23 protein-coding genes and 1 pseudogene are annotated in these 18,981 nt (G+C 42.9%); 13 read left to right on the forward strand and 11 right to left on the reverse strand.

The features are described 5' to 3' along the window. Positions 1–5: 5 nt before the first annotated feature. From HWQ42_RS01935 to HWQ42_RS01955, 5 genes are all read left to right on the forward strand, one after another. Positions 6–2,447 (forward strand): hypothetical protein, encoded by a 2,442-nt coding sequence (locus HWQ42_RS01935; protein WP_292808839.1) that lies wholly within the window; start codon positions 6–8, stop codon positions 2,445–2,447. A gap of 130 nt (positions 2,448–2,577) precedes the next feature. Then, on the forward strand, positions 2,578–3,264 hold the full coding sequence (locus HWQ42_RS01940; RefSeq protein WP_292808841.1) for a hypothetical protein: 687 nt from the start codon (positions 2,578–2,580) through the stop codon (positions 3,262–3,264). After that, entirely contained in the window at positions 3,248–4,249 is a 1,002-nt protein-coding gene (locus tag HWQ42_RS01945; RefSeq protein WP_292808843.1) for a hypothetical protein, read from the forward strand. The genes HWQ42_RS01940 and HWQ42_RS01945 overlap by 17 nt, the downstream gene beginning before the upstream one ends. Beyond that, positions 4,246–4,524, forward strand: a complete 279-nt coding sequence (locus HWQ42_RS01950) for a hypothetical protein (protein ID WP_292808845.1) — start codon at positions 4,246–4,248, stop codon at positions 4,522–4,524. The genes HWQ42_RS01945 and HWQ42_RS01950 overlap by 4 nt, the downstream gene beginning before the upstream one ends. A gap of 2 nt (positions 4,525–4,526) precedes the next feature. Further along, positions 4,527–5,114 (forward strand): hypothetical protein, encoded by a 588-nt coding sequence (locus tag HWQ42_RS01955; RefSeq protein ID WP_292808847.1) that lies wholly within the window; start codon positions 4,527–4,529, stop codon positions 5,112–5,114. A 63-nt stretch (positions 5,115–5,177) separates the two neighbouring features. On the opposite strand, the gene HWQ42_RS01960 is transcribed toward HWQ42_RS01955, so the two are convergent. Next, complete coding sequence (locus HWQ42_RS01960; protein ID WP_292808849.1) at positions 5,178–5,780, reverse strand: ferritin-like domain-containing protein; 603 nt, start codon at positions 5,778–5,780, stop codon at positions 5,178–5,180. A gap of 183 nt (positions 5,781–5,963) precedes the next feature. Between HWQ42_RS01960 and HWQ42_RS01965 the strand changes: the two genes are divergently transcribed. Next, positions 5,964–6,698, forward strand: a complete 735-nt coding sequence (locus HWQ42_RS01965; protein ID WP_292808851.1) for a hypothetical protein — start codon at positions 5,964–5,966, stop codon at positions 6,696–6,698. A gap of 190 nt (positions 6,699–6,888) precedes the next feature. Here HWQ42_RS01965 and HWQ42_RS01970 read toward each other — a convergent pair. Beyond that, positions 6,889–7,032: pseudogene (locus HWQ42_RS01970) on the reverse strand (zinc ribbon domain-containing protein); the annotation flags it as partial. A 249-nt stretch (positions 7,033–7,281) separates the two neighbouring features. On the opposite strand from HWQ42_RS01970, the gene HWQ42_RS01975 reads away from it, so the two are divergent. Continuing rightward, complete coding sequence (locus HWQ42_RS01975) at positions 7,282–7,563, forward strand: hypothetical protein (protein ID WP_292808852.1); 282 nt, start codon at positions 7,282–7,284, stop codon at positions 7,561–7,563. A 334-nt stretch (positions 7,564–7,897) separates the two neighbouring features. Here the strand turns inward: HWQ42_RS01975 and HWQ42_RS01980 are convergent, their stop codons facing one another. Together HWQ42_RS01980 and HWQ42_RS01985 are read right to left on the reverse strand one after the other, a co-directional pair. Further along, the gene (locus HWQ42_RS01980) at positions 7,898–8,821 is read right to left on the reverse strand and encodes a DUF6262 family protein (RefSeq protein ID WP_292808854.1); all 924 of its coding nucleotides are present in this window, start codon (positions 8,819–8,821) and stop codon (positions 7,898–7,900) included. Further along, complete coding sequence (locus tag HWQ42_RS01985) at positions 8,814–9,431, reverse strand: tyrosine-type recombinase/integrase (RefSeq protein WP_367119032.1); 618 nt, start codon at positions 9,429–9,431, stop codon at positions 8,814–8,816. The genes HWQ42_RS01980 and HWQ42_RS01985 overlap by 8 nt, the downstream gene beginning before the upstream one ends. Before the next feature lie 150 nt (positions 9,432–9,581). Between HWQ42_RS01985 and HWQ42_RS01990 the strand changes: the two genes are divergently transcribed. From HWQ42_RS01990 to HWQ42_RS02015, 6 genes are all read left to right on the forward strand, one after another. Then, on the forward strand, positions 9,582–10,517 hold the full coding sequence (locus HWQ42_RS01990) for a major capsid protein (RefSeq protein ID WP_292808856.1): 936 nt from the start codon (positions 9,582–9,584) through the stop codon (positions 10,515–10,517). A gap of 66 nt (positions 10,518–10,583) precedes the next feature. After that, positions 10,584–10,997, forward strand: coding sequence for a hypothetical protein (locus HWQ42_RS01995; protein WP_292808858.1), 414 nt, complete (start codon positions 10,584–10,586; stop codon positions 10,995–10,997). Further along, positions 10,988–11,230, forward strand: coding sequence for a hypothetical protein (locus HWQ42_RS02000; protein WP_292808860.1), 243 nt, complete (start codon positions 10,988–10,990; stop codon positions 11,228–11,230). The genes HWQ42_RS01995 and HWQ42_RS02000 overlap by 10 nt, the downstream gene beginning before the upstream one ends. Then, the gene (locus tag HWQ42_RS02005) at positions 11,202–12,986 is read left to right on the forward strand and encodes a hypothetical protein (protein ID WP_292808862.1); all 1,785 of its coding nucleotides are present in this window, start codon (positions 11,202–11,204) and stop codon (positions 12,984–12,986) included. The genes HWQ42_RS02000 and HWQ42_RS02005 overlap by 29 nt, the downstream gene beginning before the upstream one ends. Further along, positions 12,979–13,707 carry a hypothetical protein gene (locus HWQ42_RS02010; RefSeq protein WP_292808864.1) on the forward strand — a complete coding sequence of 243 codons (729 nt, stop codon included), beginning with the start codon at positions 12,979–12,981 and terminating at the stop codon, positions 13,705–13,707. The genes HWQ42_RS02005 and HWQ42_RS02010 overlap by 8 nt, the downstream gene beginning before the upstream one ends. A 1-nt stretch (position 13,708) precedes the next feature. After that, positions 13,709–14,074: a hypothetical protein gene (locus HWQ42_RS02015; protein ID WP_292808866.1), complete on the forward strand. Its 366-nt coding sequence runs from the start codon at positions 13,709–13,711 to the stop codon at positions 14,072–14,074. A 44-nt stretch (positions 14,075–14,118) separates the two neighbouring features. Here HWQ42_RS02015 and HWQ42_RS02020 read toward each other — a convergent pair whose 3' ends face one another. Genes HWQ42_RS02020 through HWQ42_RS02050 form a run of 7 tightly spaced genes read right to left on the reverse strand, consistent with a single transcriptional unit; the run spans position 14,119 to position 18,940 of the window. Further along, positions 14,119–14,622 (reverse strand): hypothetical protein, encoded by a 504-nt coding sequence (locus HWQ42_RS02020; RefSeq protein WP_292808868.1) that lies wholly within the window; start codon positions 14,620–14,622, stop codon positions 14,119–14,121. Next, complete coding sequence (locus HWQ42_RS02025) at positions 14,579–15,136, reverse strand: DNA cytosine methyltransferase (RefSeq protein WP_292808870.1); 558 nt, start codon at positions 15,134–15,136, stop codon at positions 14,579–14,581. Before HWQ42_RS02025 ends, HWQ42_RS02020 begins: the two co-directional genes overlap by 44 nt. A 7-nt stretch (positions 15,137–15,143) precedes the next feature. Next, positions 15,144–16,085 carry a hypothetical protein gene (locus tag HWQ42_RS02030; protein ID WP_292808872.1) on the reverse strand — a complete coding sequence of 314 codons (942 nt, stop codon included), beginning with the start codon at positions 16,083–16,085 and terminating at the stop codon, positions 15,144–15,146. Then, positions 16,076–16,315, reverse strand: a complete 240-nt coding sequence (locus tag HWQ42_RS02035) for a hypothetical protein (RefSeq protein WP_292808874.1) — start codon at positions 16,313–16,315, stop codon at positions 16,076–16,078. Before HWQ42_RS02035 ends, HWQ42_RS02030 begins: the two co-directional genes overlap by 10 nt. Then, positions 16,312–16,902 (reverse strand): hypothetical protein, encoded by a 591-nt coding sequence (locus HWQ42_RS02040; protein WP_292808875.1) that lies wholly within the window; start codon positions 16,900–16,902, stop codon positions 16,312–16,314. Before HWQ42_RS02040 ends, HWQ42_RS02035 begins: the two co-directional genes overlap by 4 nt. A gap of 2 nt (positions 16,903–16,904) precedes the next feature. Then, the gene (locus HWQ42_RS02045; protein WP_292808877.1) at positions 16,905–18,365 is read right to left on the reverse strand and encodes a hypothetical protein; all 1,461 of its coding nucleotides are present in this window, start codon (positions 18,363–18,365) and stop codon (positions 16,905–16,907) included. Next, positions 18,362–18,940 carry a GIY-YIG nuclease family protein gene (locus tag HWQ42_RS02050; protein ID WP_292808879.1) on the reverse strand — a complete coding sequence of 193 codons (579 nt, stop codon included), beginning with the start codon at positions 18,938–18,940 and terminating at the stop codon, positions 18,362–18,364. The genes HWQ42_RS02045 and HWQ42_RS02050 overlap by 4 nt, the downstream gene beginning before the upstream one ends. Positions 18,941–18,981: the final 41 nt, after the last annotated feature.

An 18,981-nucleotide genomic window follows, 5' to 3' on the forward strand; every position in this document is an offset into this window, starting at 1 on the left:
AGCCCATGTCCGCCAACCAATCAGCCAGAAATGTAAGATTACTCATAGGAGGCACAGACTTCACACCGTGCCTCATTTCCTTTCAAGGCAGTGATAGCCATCTAGACCAATCTGGCTTGATTGCTTTTACTGGGCAAATCTTACTGGGTAAAGCGCTGGGCTTTACTCAATCCCTAGACGATCGCAAAAATCCAACTGCCTTTTGTCGTGGCAAGTCCGTCACTTTAGATATCGCTGATACCAATGGCAGCCTCAAGCGACACCCACGGGGGACGCTGCGAGTTCTTGCCCCAAAATACGATACAGAAAAGCAGCAGCTAACCCTTGAGGTGGCTGATTTGATTACACTCCTGAACTTTAAAGAGCCCACCGACCCAGAGAAGGCAGACAATAAATCGTTGGGTTCTCAATCAGTAAACTCTGTAATCAATAAACTCCTTTTTGAAGCAGGAATTGGTAACTCCGTTAGCATTTTTCCAGATTCCCTCTACAATTACCCCTTAAATCTCTCAGGCTCCTATCTGCAATCTGTTGGGAAATTACTATACGCCAGCAACAAAGTAGGGTGGATTGATAATCAAGAGCGCTTCAGAATAACCAATGTTAATGTCGGGTCAACTCAATCACTGGTTTCTTTGATAGTCGGCAAGAACGAACTTTGGTATCGCCGATTAGGGGGAGCCGAATCACCTTGCGAGAAAATCAAAGCCGTTGGAACGCAGATGGTAACGCGGGAGATTAAGCTTGATAGCAAGGTGACTACCGAACAATACGGCTCCCCTGCGATTCTTGATCCCGAATCCACTGGATTAATAGTAATCAACAAAGTTACTGAGAATCAGTTGTGGGATGAAGATGAGGGGGAATTCAGCATAATTTCAAATACCGAGAAACCGTGGGGATTAATCATACCAAGGGTTTTTTGGGAGAAATTTGCTACCCCTCCAAGTCTGCCAAGAGAATTATTTAGATTATTTTTGGGCGAATCACGAATTGAAGAATCCTCGTTTGAAGATGTTAGTGAAGGCGGGAAGTTAAAGCAAAAAATTACTAATTTCAATACAGATAAATCCCAGTATCTAGCAGAAATTCAAGAACTTAGACCCGATTTTATTGTGGGTAATTTTGTCGGGCTGGTGAATACGAAGCAAGTTACCGAAACCTATACATATAGTCCCAAAGAAGTACTTTTAAACAAAGTCACTAAAACTAAAGAGCTTGCGGTAATTGTATTAAATGGGAGTGATGAGAATTGGGAGGACTGGGACAATATCCCAGAGTACTTTGTCACTTCGGAGTACAAATCCGAACAATGGAAGGAAATTGATAAATATACATGGCAGTATGAGACTTACCGACTCTTGCCCACTGTAAAAGCTGAGGGAGGAACCGCAATTGAATATTCTGATGATGTAAATATTAGAGCTAAACAAAAATTAGGACTAACCTGGGATTCAAGCGAGAAACGCCGCTCCAATTCTGGGCAAGAAACTCCACCCGCCGCCGAGCGCCGACCAACCACAAAGCGCATCGAGGAAAATCCTGTTACCTACACCGTTTTGTTTCAAGATCCTTGTAGCGGCAACTTCAAACAGCGCGAGCGCACCTATAATGTGGAATTTTTGGCAGGGATTACAGTACCTCATGAAAAATTTTTCATAAGCAGTGAAACGAGCGCGAATCGGCAGCTTGAAGCGATCGCCAAACGTGAAGGCAACTTACTCAGGGGCAGATGGCAAGGGCAAGAAATGGCGGGGGCAATTCCAAATAGCTTGCTGGGTGGTTATCAGCCGCTATTTGGAGTAAATGTGCTTGAGGCTGATGGTACAGCACAGAATTATTTAGCCGATGGTTGCAGCTGGGTTGTCACCGCTCAAAAAGCTTTGTGGTCGTGTGATGGGATATGGGTTGGGCAATCTCAATCGGCAATTCCAGTTACAGGCAATATCGCAATTACTTCAACTACGCTTTCAATTAATGGTGTAACTGTACCAGGCGCTGTGATTACACCGGAGGGTAACGCTGTGGTGGGTAATGTGACAATTACGCCAGACGGCAACACCATAATTAATGGTGTAATCCTTCCCGCCGACGGTAGCGTGGTAATTCCGGGTGTAGTGACTTTGCCGTATTCCGAGATTGAAGTGATGCCTGGGGGGATGGCATTGGGGGGAGAATGCATTTCCTACCCCTACCTATTAATTACTACTACAGCAGTGCTTCAAGGAGGATTAGGTATAGGGGGAGGTTGTATAGGCGGCTTCTCGTTGCCTGGAGGAATGGGACTTGGGGGCGATTGCATTGGGGACTTCTTCTCTTCACAAGACTTGAACTGGGAGGATTTTAGCTGGGACGATGTGGGTGAAAGTGCCTGGAATGCCTTGCAATCGTCTCCTACTTGGGAATCAGTGACTTGGGTTGATGCGGATTGGGACAGGCTTTTGTAGGTGCTGAGTTAGGAGTTAGGAGTTAGGAGTTAGGAGTTATTATTTTTCCCCTGCCCCATCCCCAATGCCCAATGCCCAATGACAAACGACAAATGACAATTGACTTATGCCTAATACCCAATAGCTAATCATGCCAACGCTAATTTTCACCAATGCCTGGGTATCTCTGAGCGCCAAAATTTTATTCCGTGGTAGCACTCCTGCTGATACCTCCAAATTTCGATTAGCGCTAGCTAATACCGCTTCACTAGGGCGGACGAATTCGCTGGCCGACTTTATCTCTAATGAACTACTCCCAACCAATAATTACGCAAGGGCAGCAGCTACTTTCTCAGATGATGGCAGCTACGACACCACAGATCAGCGCCACGAACTACCTACCATTAGCGCTAGTTTTAGTGCATCGGGCGGTTCTCTCCAGTTTCAGACTGCGTTTTTGATTGCGGATTCGCTGGCAGTTTCATCAAAATCTTTCACCAACGCCAATGTAAATGCTACAAGCGATCGCATTGCCATCACCGCTCATGGTTTTGCAAATGGTGACAAATTGGTTTTCACGGCTGACGCTCTAGCCACACTTCCCGGCGGGATTACCGCTGGCACTGTCTACACCGTGTCGAATGTCACCACTAATGATTTCCAGATTGGTGTAAACATCACGGATACCGGATCGGGAACATTCCGCGCCAGGAGCGCCAACGGCATTATTGTCGCCTACGCCGTGGAATCAAGCCCGATTACCGTGCCAGATGGACAAGGTTACAGCTATCAAATTCCTCTTGTAGTGCTAAATTCGGGCTATGTCACAGGAAGCTGACGATATTTTAAAAGGGCGATCGCTTGTTAATCGCCACTTATATCAACAGAGAATTGCTGATACAGCAGAGGCGCAAATTTTACCTACTGCATACATTGGATTTGATGCAGAATTAGGACTAGCAAAGCTTAAGGATGGCAATGGAAATATTTCTTATGGCAGTGCCCAGACTAACGGTGCAGTGGGATTAGGAGAAAATATTAGAGTAAGACGTGGTGGGGTAATTTCTGGCTATGATTCAATGCCCCGCGTGAGGCAAAAGCCAGGAGCCAGTCACTCCACAGAAGATTTACTAAAAACTGCGATTTTGTTTGTCTTTCGAGATCCTGCTACCGATATAAGCCATTTTTACGTCCAGGTTGAAAAAACCGCGACCAAAATTGCCGAGATGAATATTGGGGATATCAGGAATTTTGCAGTGGATAGGCGACCTATGTTGTCTGGAATATATTTGACTGCTGCTAAATCTCGAATCATTGCACATCTAGTAACCCGAAAATACTCGCCTCTTTATGTTTCTTCAGAGCCAGTAGTGCATCGTTATTTCATTTCAGGCAAGGTAGTAACAGAAGAAGTTTTTACTCCACCTCAATCTATTCCAAGCCTAAGTGATGATTGGCAAAATTTGCGGACTACTTCTTATTCCATTCCAGAGATTAATTTTTCTGACAATGCCTGCATAAATTTTTTCGCATATGACTACCCTCGTTCTACAAATGTCTATAAAAATAAAATAATAACATCGAAGTTTGGCACATTAGTTAATGGTATTACCCCAGATACATCAATCAAGACTCAGGATATTGCACTTGATATAGAAATCCATTCTGGCATTAGTAACGAAAACGATACTTGCAACATAACTAATACAAAAATCAAGAAAACCATACTCAGAAAGCTTGTAATTGAGGAAGACATGGATTTAGATTTTGTCTATGTTCTTGCTTTTAGTACCATTTATGCACCCGCAAGTAAAAAATTATGAATGAAATTACGTTACTTGAATCCCTGTCTCAAATCAATCGTGCCGCTTATCAATCTAGTCTTGTTCAAGCCCAGAAACAGCGCGATCGCATCCTTGAAAACAGCGTAAAAGTCCTAAATTACGATTCAGTAACTACCAATTACAACGTCAAAAATACCGCAGGACAGATATTTAGTGCAAGACCCATTTCTAATGGAGTATTCGCAATTGGCAATCAAGTGAGCTTGGTGGCTCCAATTGGAGGAATACCAATCATTGATGCTATGCCGAGATAAAAATGGCCATTCAAACTGGATATGCGATCGCTTCTATTGCCGCCCTAAAAGCCCTCACCTCAAGCCAGCGTGCCGACAGCTATGCAAGGTTAGTGAAATCTGTTGGCTGGTATATGTTTGATGCCAGCAGTACTGCCACCGGTGATGATGATTTAGTATTACTTCCCGACGATAATCCAAGTACTGGTAGATGGATAAAAATTGGCGGCTCAGGTGGTGGAGGCGGCGGCAATATCAATTTCACTGGCTCAATCATCTGCACATCTAGTTGTGGCGCCAGCCAGGGCAAAGCATTTCATTTTGATTCGCCTCAATCTGGCTTTATTCAAATCGTTGTAGATCCGGCTATAGCTAGCATCATTTATACGGTGCCAGATGCAATTCAAATTAGCTTATGGACGCAAGAACCTAATACCGCAATGACAGGACGCCAGTTCGTTGCCGAATTACCAAAAGCTGGCGGAAGCGTATTTATTTCTACAGACGATTACCGTCCTTGGATTAGCGTACAAGCCAGAAATCTAAGCAGCAGTCACGATGGTGTTTGCTGTACTTTTGGTGGCAACACTGTTACCTTATTAACATTTTAGTCATAGGTCAATTGTCAATTGTCAATTGTCAGTTGTCCAAAACCAATGATTAATGACTAATGACTAATGACTAACGAACAAATCAATTACCCCACCGATCGCCGCCAGCAATTTTCTATCTTGCCAATAGGCGATCGCACCTTGTGGATCGCAATGGAAGCAAGATAGACAATTTTTCAAATAGTCTTTGTGTTGGGTTTCGTCGCTCAAAATTTTAGAGGCGATCTGGGCCACAGCCACATCACGCGATCGCCCTAGAACCTCATAGAATTTGGCAACTTGATTTTCAACCACACACATAAAAGCCAAAGTGTCTGCCCAGTCAAGCTCCTCCGGTTTTCTGAACCAGAAGAACAACTTAGCTGTCCAATAGCGTTGGCTGATACCGTCTAAAGCTTGGTAATCGCCTTTTTCCCATACGCCAGTTTGAGTATTGCGGTGTAAGCGATCACATCCATCCACCAATCCACCAAGCATTCGGGCATGGCTATCTTCTTCGGCAAATTGCTGTTTGAGGAATTCGGCTAGATTCAAATGCCCTTCCTCTTGGGCGCGGAGGGCTAATTTGAAGCAGAATATCCCCGCCCCATACTCTAGTTTTGCGGCGGTGCGGAGTGTGGCGCGGAAGTTGAGGTGAAGGGCGAGGCGGATGAAGAGTTTGAGCATGGTGCAGCTTGGCTATTAGTCTTGCTGAGATTTCCCAGACTCATCAAGTAATAAGTAATGAGTAAGAAGTAATGAGTAAAAGAAGATGAAAAATTTTTCATGATCTCATAACCCGTAACTAATTACTTATTACTTGAAGACATTGCGGGAAACCTGAAAGCGACAATTATCGCGTGATGCGTTATGCCGCCAGAATTAGATCCGACAACTCCTCCCGAACCAAAACAATATTCTGATGAGGAAATTACCAAAATCCTCAATACTGTCAAGGCAACTCGCACAGAACGAGATACGGCAGCCCAGAAAGCTAAAGAATTAGAAACCAAGGTTGCGGAACTTTCCGGTAACTTAGAAAAAATCAAGGGAATTGACCCTAATAAATATCAGGAATTAGAAAAGCTGGCCGCTTCTTACGAAGAACGCAAGCTTGAAGAACAGCGCAATTTTTCGGAACTTAAAGATATTTGGGGCAAGGAAAAAACAACACTTGCCCAGCAGGTTCAGCAGTTGCAAGAGAATCTGAAGCAAACCCAGATTGTCAATGCTTTGGAGAAAAGTTTTTATGCAACCGGGGGCAAAAGTGGCAGAGATGATGATGGCTACACCTATTTTGATCTGATACGCGATCGCGCCAACAACTACATCGTATTGGATGAATCTGGCAAGCTTACAGTCATCGATCCAAGAGACAAAACACCGCTCAAAGATACCAAGGGCGTGAGTTTTACTGTTGATGATTTGATGCTCAAGCTTCGTTCTGCTGGGCCCACAGCTTCACTGTTCGACCCAATTGGTAACGGTGCGGGTTCAGGGATGACGCGATCGCATGGAACCCAAAACGTTGCGATGCTGCGAGAGCAGATTATGAAACTTCCTCGCCCCGAACGACTAGCAAAGGCTAGAGAGCTAGGACTTTGAACTAACCTTGAGCCAAGGCGCGGGAACTAGCTTGCGATCGCGCGGATTTGGGCGATCGATCGCCATATTCAGGCGATGGTGCTGGGCAACCAGCTTCCTGCTGACCCTCCATTTCAGAGGCAGAGACAGGCTTAGGACTTGCGTCTCGTTTCCACTCCCAAGAGCGGTACGTCTGCTTAAAAAGTTCACACCCTTTAAGCAAAATATTTTGTGCGGCGTTCTCATCCCGTCCGGCTATGTAACCGCAGGTGCAACGGTGAGTCCGAACGCTCAACGATTTTTTAATTTTTTCACCACATTGAGAGCAGTTGATTGTGGTTATGTCGTTTATAACGTCTACAACGTTTACCTGGGATGCATTTAACGTTGTTTACATTTTCTACAACGTCATACATTTGCCATACTTCTTGGCCTAGAGTTAGACGGAAGAGGAGTATTATCTCCCACCCCTCTCAATTAAAACCGGATGTGCAACTCTTCGTTCTAACAAGATTGGAATTTGTCATTTAGATACGTATTTTTACTACTATTATGTGCATCCAAAATGTAATAAAATCAACACGGTAAAACACAAAGAAAAAATATGTCAAGTAAAGAATCGAAAGAATGGCATTTAACTCCCGATGGATGGGTTGATGGAACATTGCAACACGATAGTGGACGTAATCCCATTTCGCCACCTGGCAATCAAGTTCTAACTTGTATCTATAAAGAGACTATAGTTCCCGATGCTATGGCATTATCAGGTTATGGCGAGCCAGGCTTTAATCTATCTAGTAATGTTAGCGTCATTTGGCGTTGTTCAAATCATCAGCTTATATCTGAGCTTTTAGATAAGTTTGGTTCATGTCCTGAGCGTATATAAATTATCAAGTATTTATTTTTTTATAAACATATATGGGTCAATTTATTACTGAAACCCTTATTTTTGGTGTTGTTTTAATTCCATTAGCTTTATGTTTAGGTCACTTTTTAGATTTTGACAAAGTTCAAGGCATGAGCCAAAAAGAATATAATTCTTATATGAAAATTATAATTTTTAAATGTTGGATAATTTTATTCTTACCTCTCAGTCTGTGGGTACGATTTCAAGCAACTCATGAATGTACTAAAAAATTATTTTAAAAAATAACGTGAATTAACGAATCCAAGCAGAGATAAATAATATGTACTTAAAATTTAAACGTGTTTTTGTAGCACTATAGTTGATCACTTTTTTTGAGTTTCAAATTTTCTAGTGGATATTGAGCAACCATTTCTTCAAAAGGAATCCATTCTCCTTCAGGTGTACAAACGTGCAGCACTCCTTCAATTTTGGTTGAAGCTAAAACTAGTCTTTTAGATTGAGCAAGTCGGAACCATTCATTAAAAATATCCACTCCTGCTTTTTCCTCATACCCTTCATTGGGTATCCAAGTATTTCTGATAGCTTCTGCTAAAAACCCTGCTGGATTGCGTACCTTGGTAGTGGATAAAGCTTCTTTGAGCGTATTAATCGCTTTTAGTACTGTCTCCTCTGGAACCTGTTCTATCAACTTTGATAGGGTTGTACTTCTTTTTATTTTTAGTGCATCTAGTTCAGATTTAACGCTATCGCTGCCCCCAGTTTTTTTAGATCGTTTCTTATCTATTGATGTTACTTTGGGGTCATCTTGTGGTGGCGCAGAAGAGGTTTGACTGCGACATTCATCTAGTTGTTTTTTTAGCTCTGCATTTTCCGCCTTAAACCTTTCTGCTAAATCATCAGCACCTTGTAGATGATAAACCCTACCAGCTAACCCTTCATTAATTCGGCGTAGCCCATCTATTTCTGCTCGTAATTTCTTGTTCTCTTCTCTCAATGTGGAAATAATTACGGATTTAGAATTGTCCGATGCCAGTGGAGCCTGTTTAGATTTAGGTCTTTGCTTCTGCTGGTCACGCAGAGTTTCAATTCTACTCCTCAAATCTTCCTGCTTATACAAGTAAGCGGTAGATACATTAGCAGTTTGAGCAACAGATTTAAAACTAATTACCTGACCCTGTTTTATCATCCTCTCAAGTGCTTTCTCTACACGTTCTGCTGATTCCTTAGCTTTGTGTGCTGCTGCCTCTTGTAAAGCTTCTATCTTTCTATTAGTCATTGTCTGCCTCCAAGGTTTTAATGACTTTCTCTAAGTTCTCTTTGATAGGCGTATTTTTATGAACTTGTAGCTGCCAACCACAACCTTGAGCTTTCTTTAAAACATTGTTAGTACGTTCTAATGTGTCTTTTAAAATAGGTAAAAAGTTTTTATTTGTTCTCCAATGTGGGCAGTTATAGCAACCATCAAAACCAGGAATATCACAATCACCTAATACTCTAGGTCTAGCACAATATCCATGTTCCAATGCTCTGGCTTGTACATTTTTTTTGAACCACTGTAAATCATCATTACTAGAGAGTACAGTTTCGTCTAGTTCAGCAGTTTCACCCTGGAAATTAACTACTTTTGATTCATGATATTTTTCTATTTCTTTTCTAAGTGTTTTATCGTGAATATGGGCGTACACCATTGTCATTTCTGGTGATTCATGACCTAAATATCGTTGGACTATGTGTTGAGGTACTCCACTATTAATCATTGATGTTCCAACAGTATGACGGAATTGATGCCCAGTAAAATGCCAGTTTTGACCCGAAGTAGCACAAATATTACACTCAACACTTAAGTCATTAAGAGCATTACAAAGTGACCTTTGCTTTATTCGCAGAGCAACCCCAAAGCCATTCGGTCAAGAGCATTGGGAATTAAATAATCAAGACAAGTAGTGTGACACTACCCAAACTTTAAAAGAATTAGCCTTGAGGCGTGATGCCACCAAGGGTCGCTAATCAACCATTACCCCAAGACATCACGCATCATGGCAATGACTCTGCTAGAGGCGGCTAAACTTGCCCCCTCTATTGAAACTGCAACAATTATTGAAGAATACGCCGCGCAATCCGACATCCTGCGCGAAATTCCGTTTGAGGATCACGAAGGATCGGGTATCCACTACAACCGCGAAGACCAACTTCCTGGTGTGGGATTTCGTGGCGTAAATGAAGGTTATAGCGAATCCGTGGGTGTGGTCAATCCTCAATCTGAAGCTTTCAAGCTTGCTGGGGGCGACTTGGACGTAGATACCAGCATTATTGATGCTCAAGGTGACAAGGTTCGCTCCGTTCACGAATTGCAGAAAGTGAAAGCTTTGTCGTTGATGTGGACAAGGAATTTCATCAAAGGCGATAGCCGTGTGAACCCTCGCGTATTCGATGGCTTGCAAGTGCGGTTGGCCGGTTCTCAATTGGTGGCTAATGCATCTGCCGGTACTGGGCTTTCGCTGCTAAAACTTGATGAGACAATCGATCTCGTGGACGAGGCTACTGGCTTAATTATGAGCAAAGCCCAGCGCCGACGTTTGTCAGCTGCGGCTCGTGCTGGAATTGGTGGTGATATTCGCTATGAACAGGATGAATTTGGTAAGCAAATTGCCTACTACAACGACCTGCCCATCCTCATCGCCGATTACGATAACTTGGGCAACCAAATTTTAGACTTTACCGAGACTTCCCCAGACGGCGTATCCTCCACTGCTTGCACCAGCATTTATGTGGTTAGTTTTGCGCCCATGAAGTTGGTTGGCATTCAAGGCAAGTGTCACGGCAAGTTCGGTGTTTCTGTACGGGATTTGGGGGAACTGGAGACAAAGCCTGTATATCGCACCCGCGTTGAATGGAGAACTGCGATCGCTTGTTACCACGGGCGAGCAGCTGCACGATTGGCAGGAATCACCGACGCAGCCGCAACTAACTAGACCTCATGAAAAATTTTTCATGAATGATTGCTTTTGAGTTCAGTCCAAAATCCAAAATCTAAAATCATGCCAAGAAGTACAATTGCCAATCGCCGCGCTATTCAATTCGACAAAGCCACAGAACTGCGCGACTATGCTGCTGCTGCCATCTCTGCATCAACTACTGAAACCGCTCTCTTTTATGCTGTAACCAAGCTCATGGACTACAAAGCTGTAGTTGATGTAGCTGCTCACACGGGCTTTGTTGCCACTACTGCTCAATGGGATATCACTGTTGAAGCCGGCGCTACGTCCGGCGGCACTTACAAAACTGTGGGAACCTTCACAAGCACTGGTGTTGCCAACCGCTTTGATGTGCCCCTATCTGGTGAATGGGTTGATGATATTGTCGCGGACGCGGCATACATCCGCGTGAAGGCGGTGAAAACTGGCTCTCCTGGAAATCTGACTTATGGGGCTTTCCTAATTCCATGCTGCTAAATCAAGATCCCGTAATCTTGTACGGGCCCAACGGAATAACCAAATCCATCCCTGCTATTGACGCACAGGGATGGATATCGGCGGGATGGGCAACAGAGCCAATGCCCCAAGTGCAACTTGATGTCCCATCCACAGTTGTGCATCCGCAAGTTGAAACACCACCTTTTGCCACATCAAAACGTAAGAAACCAGCAGCAATAGAAAATGACTCAGACACCATATCAGAAATTTAATCTTGTTGATGCTGAAGGTAATCTTCTTTCTATTGGTGGAAATAGTGGCGGGGCGTCTTCTGACAACCAAACAGCTCAAATTGGCGTAGAAGAGGAAATACGCGATGGCGTAGTAAAAAATTATGGCATCTGGCAGACATTAGCTAACTACGCGTCTGCTACTCCCGATAATTTTAATTCCCAACCTGCAACTTTTACAGCCCTTGCTTCCCCACCAAATAAAATATCTAAAATTCAAATACTCCCGCAAATTAGTACAGCCGTAGCAGGAAGTATTTACGTATGGATTAATGATGGAACTGACATTTATTCTTTGTCTGCAATCCCTCTTTATCCCGGTCAAAACGGGATTTCTACAATTTCAGGAAATGCTTTGGCTGGAGTAGATCCTTACGAATTTGAAGTTAACATTCCAGGAAATTCTACATTTGGAACTCGAACAGTTGTTTATTCCCCAATCACGACTTTTTTACCCAATGGGGTTAGTGGAACTTGCTTTGCCGCTAATCCTGGCTATCGTGGAGGCGAACAAGTATCTTTTGCTACTACTGGGAATTTACCCAGAGGACTGGCAGGGACAATTGATAGTTATAATCCTTCAAATAATGTTGTTTCTATTAGCGGAGTTAGTTTTGCGAGTAATGAGAATTGTCGAATAAATTCTACTAATATTGGCGCTACTGTTATCCCACCTGCTGGAATATCAAGCAGGTTTAGCGCTGCATTAGTGAGCTTAAATACTAATGAAATAGTTGCCGATGGGAGCGTGACTGCATTTAGTTTCGCGGCTGGAGATACAATTAGATTTAGGGCAGCACCCGGTTCTGTACTGCCTTCAATTTTTGGTACTGCTATCAGCCCAACTGTATCTTATACTGTACTTTCTGTATCCGGTAGTGCAGGAAATCAGAAATTAAAAATATCAGCAGATGGTGTGAATCCTGTGCAAATTACAGCACCAGGGCAAGGCTTATATTATGCTTTTAGATATCCTTATATTCCACTTACTTATTTATCAGGAGGTACACTCAGCTACGATGGTGTAAATCCTATTGCAATGCCTGGGACTTATAGTGGTACTGCTATTAGCGTAACTACGCCGGGGACAGCAGCTAGTATTGCAGATACAGCGCATCCTTTTGTTGAAGGGCAAGCAGTTGTTCTAGGCGGATTAACTGCCCCAACATTAGGCTTTTTGGGGATGAATCTTTATGTAAGAAATCCCACAACAAATGCCTATAATTTATCAAGTACCCCAACAGGGATGCTAATTGCATTTACTGGTACTGGAACAGTAGTAACTATTAGCGGTAGAAGTGTGGTAGTCACAGCAGGTACTCCAGGAAGCGTGACTTTTATTAATCATTTTCTATCAACAAATCAGCCCTTTACAATAGCTGCAACTTCTCTCCCTTCAGGATATCCAAGTAATACGCAGCTTTATATAATCGCTAATGGATTAGCGGCTAATGCATTCCAAGGAAGTGAAAAAATAGGCTATCCCCCAGTAGTTTTTGGAAGCGCGGGGACTACAGTAACGATTACTGCAAATATTCCTGGGCAGCTTCCTACGCCGATTGAAAAAACAACCGCATATATTTACAATACCGGAATTACTGATAGTAATATTGCCTTTTCTTCAAGCAATGGGGGCACTATTATTCCTTTGGTTGGCGGAGTTGGTGTACACTCAATTACTCTGGTTGTTTCTTCTACGATTACGGGGAATATCTTAATCAGAGGTATTTATGAATAGCCTTTTTTTAGATATATGTGCCGATGATTACAAACCCGGACAAGTACGTACATTAAACGACAGATGCGGAAATTATCAACCTTATATATTTACTGGTGGACAGCTATTTGTAAACGAACAAGGATTCTATAGTCAATACAATTCCGCAGGAACAGGAATTGCTGTAGACAATTTATTAAAGTTGTCGCAATTTTATGCTACTCCAAATTTAGCTGTAATTGCAGTTGTAAGAACGCCAAAAGAAAATGTTTCTTTAACCGGAACTTCTAATGGAAAAATTCAAACTATTTGGCATTCAAAAAACAGTAATACTGCCTTTTACTATTTAGCACCTCTTTTCGCGATTATTTGTACTAATAATGGTAGAGTGGGCTTAGGGAATATCCTACCTGTTGGTAATAATATAATTCCTTATATTAACGATGAAATATATATTTTTGCTGTTACTAATCAAAAAGAAAAAGATTTTATTGTCGGAGTAAAAACAGAGATATACACCAGACACGGTTGTTCTACAATAATCACGAATAAATTAGAGGCTCAAGTAGGATCTATGCCTTTTAACGCTCTCGATACAATCACGCAGCATTATCCCTCTACATTAGTATTTGGGTGTAGAACACTCGCTACTGATAGTATGTTTATGGGAAATATTAAACGCTGTGGTATATATCCCTACAGCAAAATTCAAGAATTCAAAAAACTCTACTTAGGCAAATAAAATGATTATTGAATATTTGGGAATTGGATTGACCAATGGCGGACTATTTAAAATTGAAATAGCAGCAGCGAATATAAATTATTACGCTTTATTTGTTGACTCAGAAGGTGGAGTTTTTGCAACTGACTTCCCACTTTGGGCAGTAGTAACAAGACAGGAAGAAGAGACTGTAACTGATAATTTTATTTTGCCAGTAACTTCTCTTTTTGCGTCGGATATTCTTGCTGCGCTTACTTCTTATATTGGTTATTGCCCAAAAGATAAATTACCTGTGGGCACTCCTATCAAAGATGATTGCGGATTTAATAAATATATGCCTTCTGCCGTAATCGATCCGGTAAAGGATAAGTTTGATTTGATAGTTTAATTATTTATTCCCAGAGTATTAAGCAATGCATAGAAAACTTGATACTATCCTTGGGGGATTGTAGACATCGCCTCAGAGTGACCCATTCCCTTTTGCCGCAATTGCCGATAAGCGAATCGCATATTATCTGGCACAACACTTTCTAATTTCCGCTCTAGCATCGGTTTAATTGCGGTCAGGATATCGGTTATTTCCCCAGGAATAATGCCATTCCCAAGGATCTTAATTCGTTGAGTCTGACTAATAGTAATTTCATCCCCTTCTTTATTAATGCCGATCGCCGTCGAGCCAATCTCCCACCCCATCAATTGCTCGGCTTCGGTGGCATTAATAGGACGATCTTGGTAATTTTCACCATCATCGTGTTCACGGACTTTATAAGCTCCACTTCCAGATTGATGGTTGCCAGTATTTGAGAGACTTCGCAATGTGGGGGAAACTTCCGTGTAGATGCGATCGCCCCCAGCAGCGCGATAAACAATGGCGCTATCAACGCCTATAATCTCAGCTAAAGATTTCTTCCCTGGTTTCGGTTGTGTCGCTCTCACCTGGGCAGTGATAGCCCACGATGAAAACCCGTTCTCGGTTTTGGGGGACGTGGCGGCTGCCATTCCTAAGTTGCCAGGTGCAGCGATACCCCAGACTTGTAAACGCTTCGATGACTTGCGGGAAGGCAGTTGCTTTGTCTGCGCTAAGGATACCACGGACATTTTCCCAAACACACACTCTGGGCTTGAGAAGTCGAATTTGTCTGAGTCCTTCAAAAAACAATTGGCCGCGATCTCCAGCAAGTCCTGCTCTTTTTCCAGCCAAGGAAAAGTCTGGACAAGGCGATCCAAAAATATATGCGTCTGGGACTGGCAACCCAGCAATGAATTCATCTGAGAGGTCTGTGATATCAGATTCAATGAGTCGGACATGAGGGAATCTCTTTCTATAAACGGCGCAAGCATGGGAGTCGCTTTCGATTGCCCAGATGGGGCAATAGCCTGCTGCAATAGCTCCTTCTGTGTCTCCTCCTCCGCCACTAAAAGCGTGGGCACTGGTGAGACAATTTCGCATACTGAAATTAATTAGCAATTACAGCGATCGCATCTTGATGACTTATTCCTTTTTGGCGCAATTGCTTGTAGGCGAATTTGAGATGACTGGGAACATCGCGTAGTTCCCATTGCTTCCAAGCCTTTTCAAATTCTTCTACAGTGTCGAAATCATCTGGATCGGGCGGTTCGTTGCTGTCATCATAAAAAATAGTCGCCTGCCCCGACGCTTCAATCTGGTGCGGCACTTCTCCAAAATCGGCAGGGTTCCAGGATTCGCCATCGCCACTTTCATCCATGAAAAGTTTTTCATGGATGATTTCTAAGTACTCATAACTCCACTGCTGACCGTTGGGAGAATGCTTGACGCCATCCCAATGAACGATCGCCCAAATTTCTGGAGTGTCTGCGATCGTGCCAGTTCTAGGTTTTCTAAGGTTGAAAGTGTCACGAACGCGATCGCCTACCTTGAATTGCTGTGTGTGAGTATTACTTGGAAGCCCTACAGCCTGACTCATCCGCTCAAACGTATCCTTGTCAGGTGATAAAATCCTTTCTCTTGGATATTCCTTATCAAGCCACTCAATAGCTCCCAATTCTGCTGCATCCAGAGACTCGTATTCGTGCCAATAATCATAAACCTGCCACTGTTCATTGAAGATTTTGAACTTAATTGTCTCCCCATCTTCTAAAACAAAAAACTCTATTCGGTAGCCTTTATAGTACTTTTCTGAAACAGTCTTATTTGCCTGCAATTGCTGTGGACACTCATTTTCAGCTAATTCCAGAGGTGCGACCTCATACCACCCTTTTTTGAGAGTAAGATGCTTTTTCTCCCTACCGTCACCTGCCGCTACGCTAATAGTTTCGCTGTTGATGGCTGTAATGATGGCAGTTTTACCTATCCACTGGCTGAGGTTTTGAGTTCTGGTTTTTAAGATGGAGATGCGATCACCTACCTTCAGATCCACGCGATCGCCTCCTGAACTTTTTCCCAGTCACAATCCAGGTTTTCACAAATACTTTTGAAAGTCTCCGACGGAACTGGACAGCCTTTAAAAAACCAAAAAACTTCAAGATGGTTTAAATTATTTGCTGTCGCAAACTCGTCAACGCCTTGGTACTTCATTTGCATTCTGCGACGCAGTTCTACCATCCAATCAATATGAACTTCGAGCATTCCTTCGTATAAATCGCTCATGGTTGATAAAGCTCCTCTATTCCAGCCTGAAGCGCCTCTTCTGGATCTGCGTAGCACCCATGCAAAAGGCTATGCCCAGGAATGCCAGAAGAACCCATTACCCCACCTGCGATCGCCGCAGAATAAGAATAATGATTTTTGGTATAGGGATGCGGCCACACCGTAACCCACCACTGCCCTCTGGGATTGCCTTTTGATTTGTAGCCACACTCCTCAATGATGGGGTTTTTGGAGCAATCATAATTAATGCGTTCGTCTGGAATTTCATAAATCCCAGTTTGTCCTTTGTAATCAAAACGTTTGATGGACTTGGGATTGGTGATTATCCAGTCCCAACGAGATAGCTTGTCAGCGCACGATTCAACTGTAACCACTCCAACGACTTGCCCCAAAGGCAACCGATTGGCGGGAGGAGTGACGATTCCTGTATCCTTGAAAAATTTTTCAACATCGAAACTATATGCGGATTTGACTGCATGAATTGCTAGCTGGGTAGGGCAGTCAATAGGCTCGTAATAGCTCATGTCTGTGTAGTTGGCATTGAATATAGCCCAGGCTAAAGGGGCTTTGACTGTGATGGCTTTCATAGTTAAAACTCCGGCTCTACAACTTGCCCATCAACGATGATGTATCCAGCCTTAAGCGCTTGTCTTTCTGCGTCTGCCATTACTGAAGGTAATCCAGTTGCCAGCAGATTATTCCAATGCGATAGCCTGGTCTGGTCTTTCTTATCTTGATCGCTAGCTCTTGGCATAGATTTGCATTTTGCAAAATTTCTGATTTGCTGGGCAATAAGCGCTGAACCATCATGCAATTTAATTGCACTGGATGGTGTTTGTGATTGTTTCTTCTCTTGGTCTATCTTTTCAAAGTAAGTCCGTGCATCTTGGTCAACAGAGTGCTTGTACATCTGAGGATTTTCCGCGCCTTCTGGGGATGTTGTAGATGCGGTTTCATATTCGTCAGGCTGGGATTTAACTTTATCCCAAATGTCATCGGTCACGGTTGCAACTGATTCAATCAATGGGGTTTGCTGTATAGACCTCGCAACATCGATGATTTTTGGGTCTATGCTTTCGGTTGATTCTGGGGTTATTCCGGTGAATGCGCGTTGATGTTTAGCAAGGTTATTTAGCTCATCTTGACCAACGCTTATGCCGTTGTTAACTCTAGCGGCAACCACTACGGCTGTATGAACAAGAGTGTCAGCGTAAGCCCTCCACTCAATTGCTATTTTCCGAGGATCGTTAATTAGTTTGGTTTCAAAATTACCTTTGGCCCTTTCAAGGGTTGTTGATGAAAATTTCATAATGCATTCAGCGCCCCAAGCAATGAATGGCCTATGAAAAATCGGCGTTTCTGTTGTGCTGTTAGGCTCTAGCCAAGGCGTACTTTCTGCTGAAAAAACTAGCGATGGGTGCGCGGAAGCTTCCAAGTATTCATGCCTTTGCTGTCTGACAGTTTGCCCCAACGTGAGTCTTGACTCCATTCTTGCGATTGGATGTATCTGTCCAGATGGCATCTGTTTCTTCTCTTCTATTTCAAATCCAAATTTTTTTTCACACCCTCTTTCCCCCTGGGGGGTAGGGGGGAGTGTAATCTCTGAAGTAATCTCTGTATATATAGATTGAATGTCACTTTGTACAATCTTGTTTGTACATTTATCCAATCTTGTTTTATCAAGATTGTCACTTTGTACAATCTTGCAACCACAAGGGTTTCCAGTCTCAGAATAAATCAAGTCGTATAATACAGACCTGTTAACCCTATAGTAAAGCTGACTAGGCATTCCCTCTCTTTTTTCTTCTAAAATACCTAGCTTAATTAGCCTCTTTCTAGCTGTCTCTTGCTCTCGCCTATTAAGCGCAGTTTCTTCACACCACTCTTGCTGAGTTTTGTAAAACCATTCACCATCTATAGTTGTTCTAAGCGACCAGTAATAAGCTTGGCTAAGGAACAGTCCTTCTGCAACTCCTCCAGATATAGTTGCAAAAATGCGATGGAAGGCTATTGGACTTGCTAAAAGCTTGTCAAGCAAAGCTGTATTCATTGCTTTTCCCCAACGCTCGATAACTTATTGAGGTAGTTTGTAAAAGAGTCAAGCCCGTTTGCTAGACTAGCGACTACACAAAAGTGATAGTTAGGAAAAGTAACAGGCATTGAGCTTATGGATCGCAGTAGCTCAATAACATATATGTAGCAGTTAGAGATGTCTTCTATGCTGGTTGCAAGCGAGAACAATCGATAGACATCTTTTACAATTACATTGTCTGGAATGTCTTCAAATAAAGACTGGGCTAGCTCAGAAAAATAAACACCAAAATCCGCAGCGTATCCCTTGCACCCAGTTATATTGATTTCTTCATGGAATCCAAACCACTCGCCGTGTGCGCGAAATTGCTTGAAAAAAAGATGTAGGCTTCTTTCATCAGCGATCGCATCAGGTGTCCAGAAGCATTCAACAATCTGTAGTGGGTATGGTGATTGCTTCTTAAGTGTTTCCAGTCGTGTAACTGGATTAACACTGCGACCTATTTTATATCGGTCTGTCCCGATCGCATGGATTAAATAAACGTAACCCTGATTAGCGCGATAGCGCATAATCACATCTTCTGTTAAAATCATATTGCGTTGTGGTTTCCTTTGTAGATTAAGTTCATCTGCGG

The sequence above is a fragment of the Nostoc sp. JL23 genome (assembly GCF_017115065.1).
Taxonomy (GTDB): domain Bacteria; phylum Cyanobacteriota; class Cyanobacteriia; order Cyanobacteriales; family Nostocaceae; genus Nostoc; species Nostoc punctiforme_A.

Excerpts from the sequence above, each read along its gene's own strand:
- HWQ42_RS02000 (WP_292808860.1), top strand. The coding sequence starts at position 10,988 with ATGCTGCTAAATCAAGATCCCGTAATCTTGTACGGGCCCAACGGAATA.
- HWQ42_RS01935 (WP_292808839.1), top strand. The coding sequence starts at position 6 with ATGTCCGCCAACCAATCAGCCAGAAATGTAAGATTACTCATAGGAGGC.
- HWQ42_RS02040 (WP_292808875.1), bottom strand. The coding sequence starts at position 16,902 with ATGAAAGCCATCACAGTCAAAGCCCCTTTAGCCTGGGCTATATTCAAT.
- HWQ42_RS01955 (WP_292808847.1), top strand. The coding sequence starts at position 4,527 with ATGGCCATTCAAACTGGATATGCGATCGCTTCTATTGCCGCCCTAAAA.
- HWQ42_RS02035 (WP_292808874.1), bottom strand. The coding sequence starts at position 16,315 with ATGAGCGATTTATACGAAGGAATGCTCGAAGTTCATATTGATTGGATG.
- HWQ42_RS01950 (WP_292808845.1), top strand. The coding sequence starts at position 4,246 with ATGAATGAAATTACGTTACTTGAATCCCTGTCTCAAATCAATCGTGCC.
- HWQ42_RS01965 (WP_292808851.1), top strand. The coding sequence starts at position 5,964 with ATGCCGCCAGAATTAGATCCGACAACTCCTCCCGAACCAAAACAATAT.
- HWQ42_RS01960 (WP_292808849.1), bottom strand. The coding sequence starts at position 5,780 with ATGCTCAAACTCTTCATCCGCCTCGCCCTTCACCTCAACTTCCGCGCC.
- HWQ42_RS02010 (WP_292808864.1), top strand. The coding sequence starts at position 12,979 with ATGAATAGCCTTTTTTTAGATATATGTGCCGATGATTACAAACCCGGA.
- HWQ42_RS02045 (WP_292808877.1), bottom strand. The coding sequence starts at position 18,365 with ATGAATACAGCTTTGCTTGACAAGCTTTTAGCAAGTCCAATAGCCTTC.
- HWQ42_RS01995 (WP_292808858.1), top strand. The coding sequence starts at position 10,584 with ATGCCAAGAAGTACAATTGCCAATCGCCGCGCTATTCAATTCGACAAA.
- HWQ42_RS02025 (WP_292808870.1), bottom strand. The coding sequence starts at position 15,136 with ATGCGAAATTGTCTCACCAGTGCCCACGCTTTTAGTGGCGGAGGAGGA.
- HWQ42_RS01990 (WP_292808856.1), top strand. The coding sequence starts at position 9,582 with ATGGCAATGACTCTGCTAGAGGCGGCTAAACTTGCCCCCTCTATTGAA.
- HWQ42_RS01945 (WP_292808843.1), top strand. The coding sequence starts at position 3,248 with ATGTCACAGGAAGCTGACGATATTTTAAAAGGGCGATCGCTTGTTAAT.
- HWQ42_RS01980 (WP_292808854.1), bottom strand. The coding sequence starts at position 8,821 with ATGACTAATAGAAAGATAGAAGCTTTACAAGAGGCAGCAGCACACAAA.
- HWQ42_RS01940 (WP_292808841.1), top strand. The coding sequence starts at position 2,578 with ATGCCAACGCTAATTTTCACCAATGCCTGGGTATCTCTGAGCGCCAAA.
- HWQ42_RS02015 (WP_292808866.1), top strand. The coding sequence starts at position 13,709 with ATGATTATTGAATATTTGGGAATTGGATTGACCAATGGCGGACTATTT.
- HWQ42_RS01975 (WP_292808852.1), top strand. The coding sequence starts at position 7,282 with ATGTCAAGTAAAGAATCGAAAGAATGGCATTTAACTCCCGATGGATGG.
- HWQ42_RS02050 (WP_292808879.1), bottom strand. The coding sequence starts at position 18,940 with ATGATTTTAACAGAAGATGTGATTATGCGCTATCGCGCTAATCAGGGT.
- HWQ42_RS02005 (WP_292808862.1), top strand. The coding sequence starts at position 11,202 with ATGACTCAGACACCATATCAGAAATTTAATCTTGTTGATGCTGAAGGT.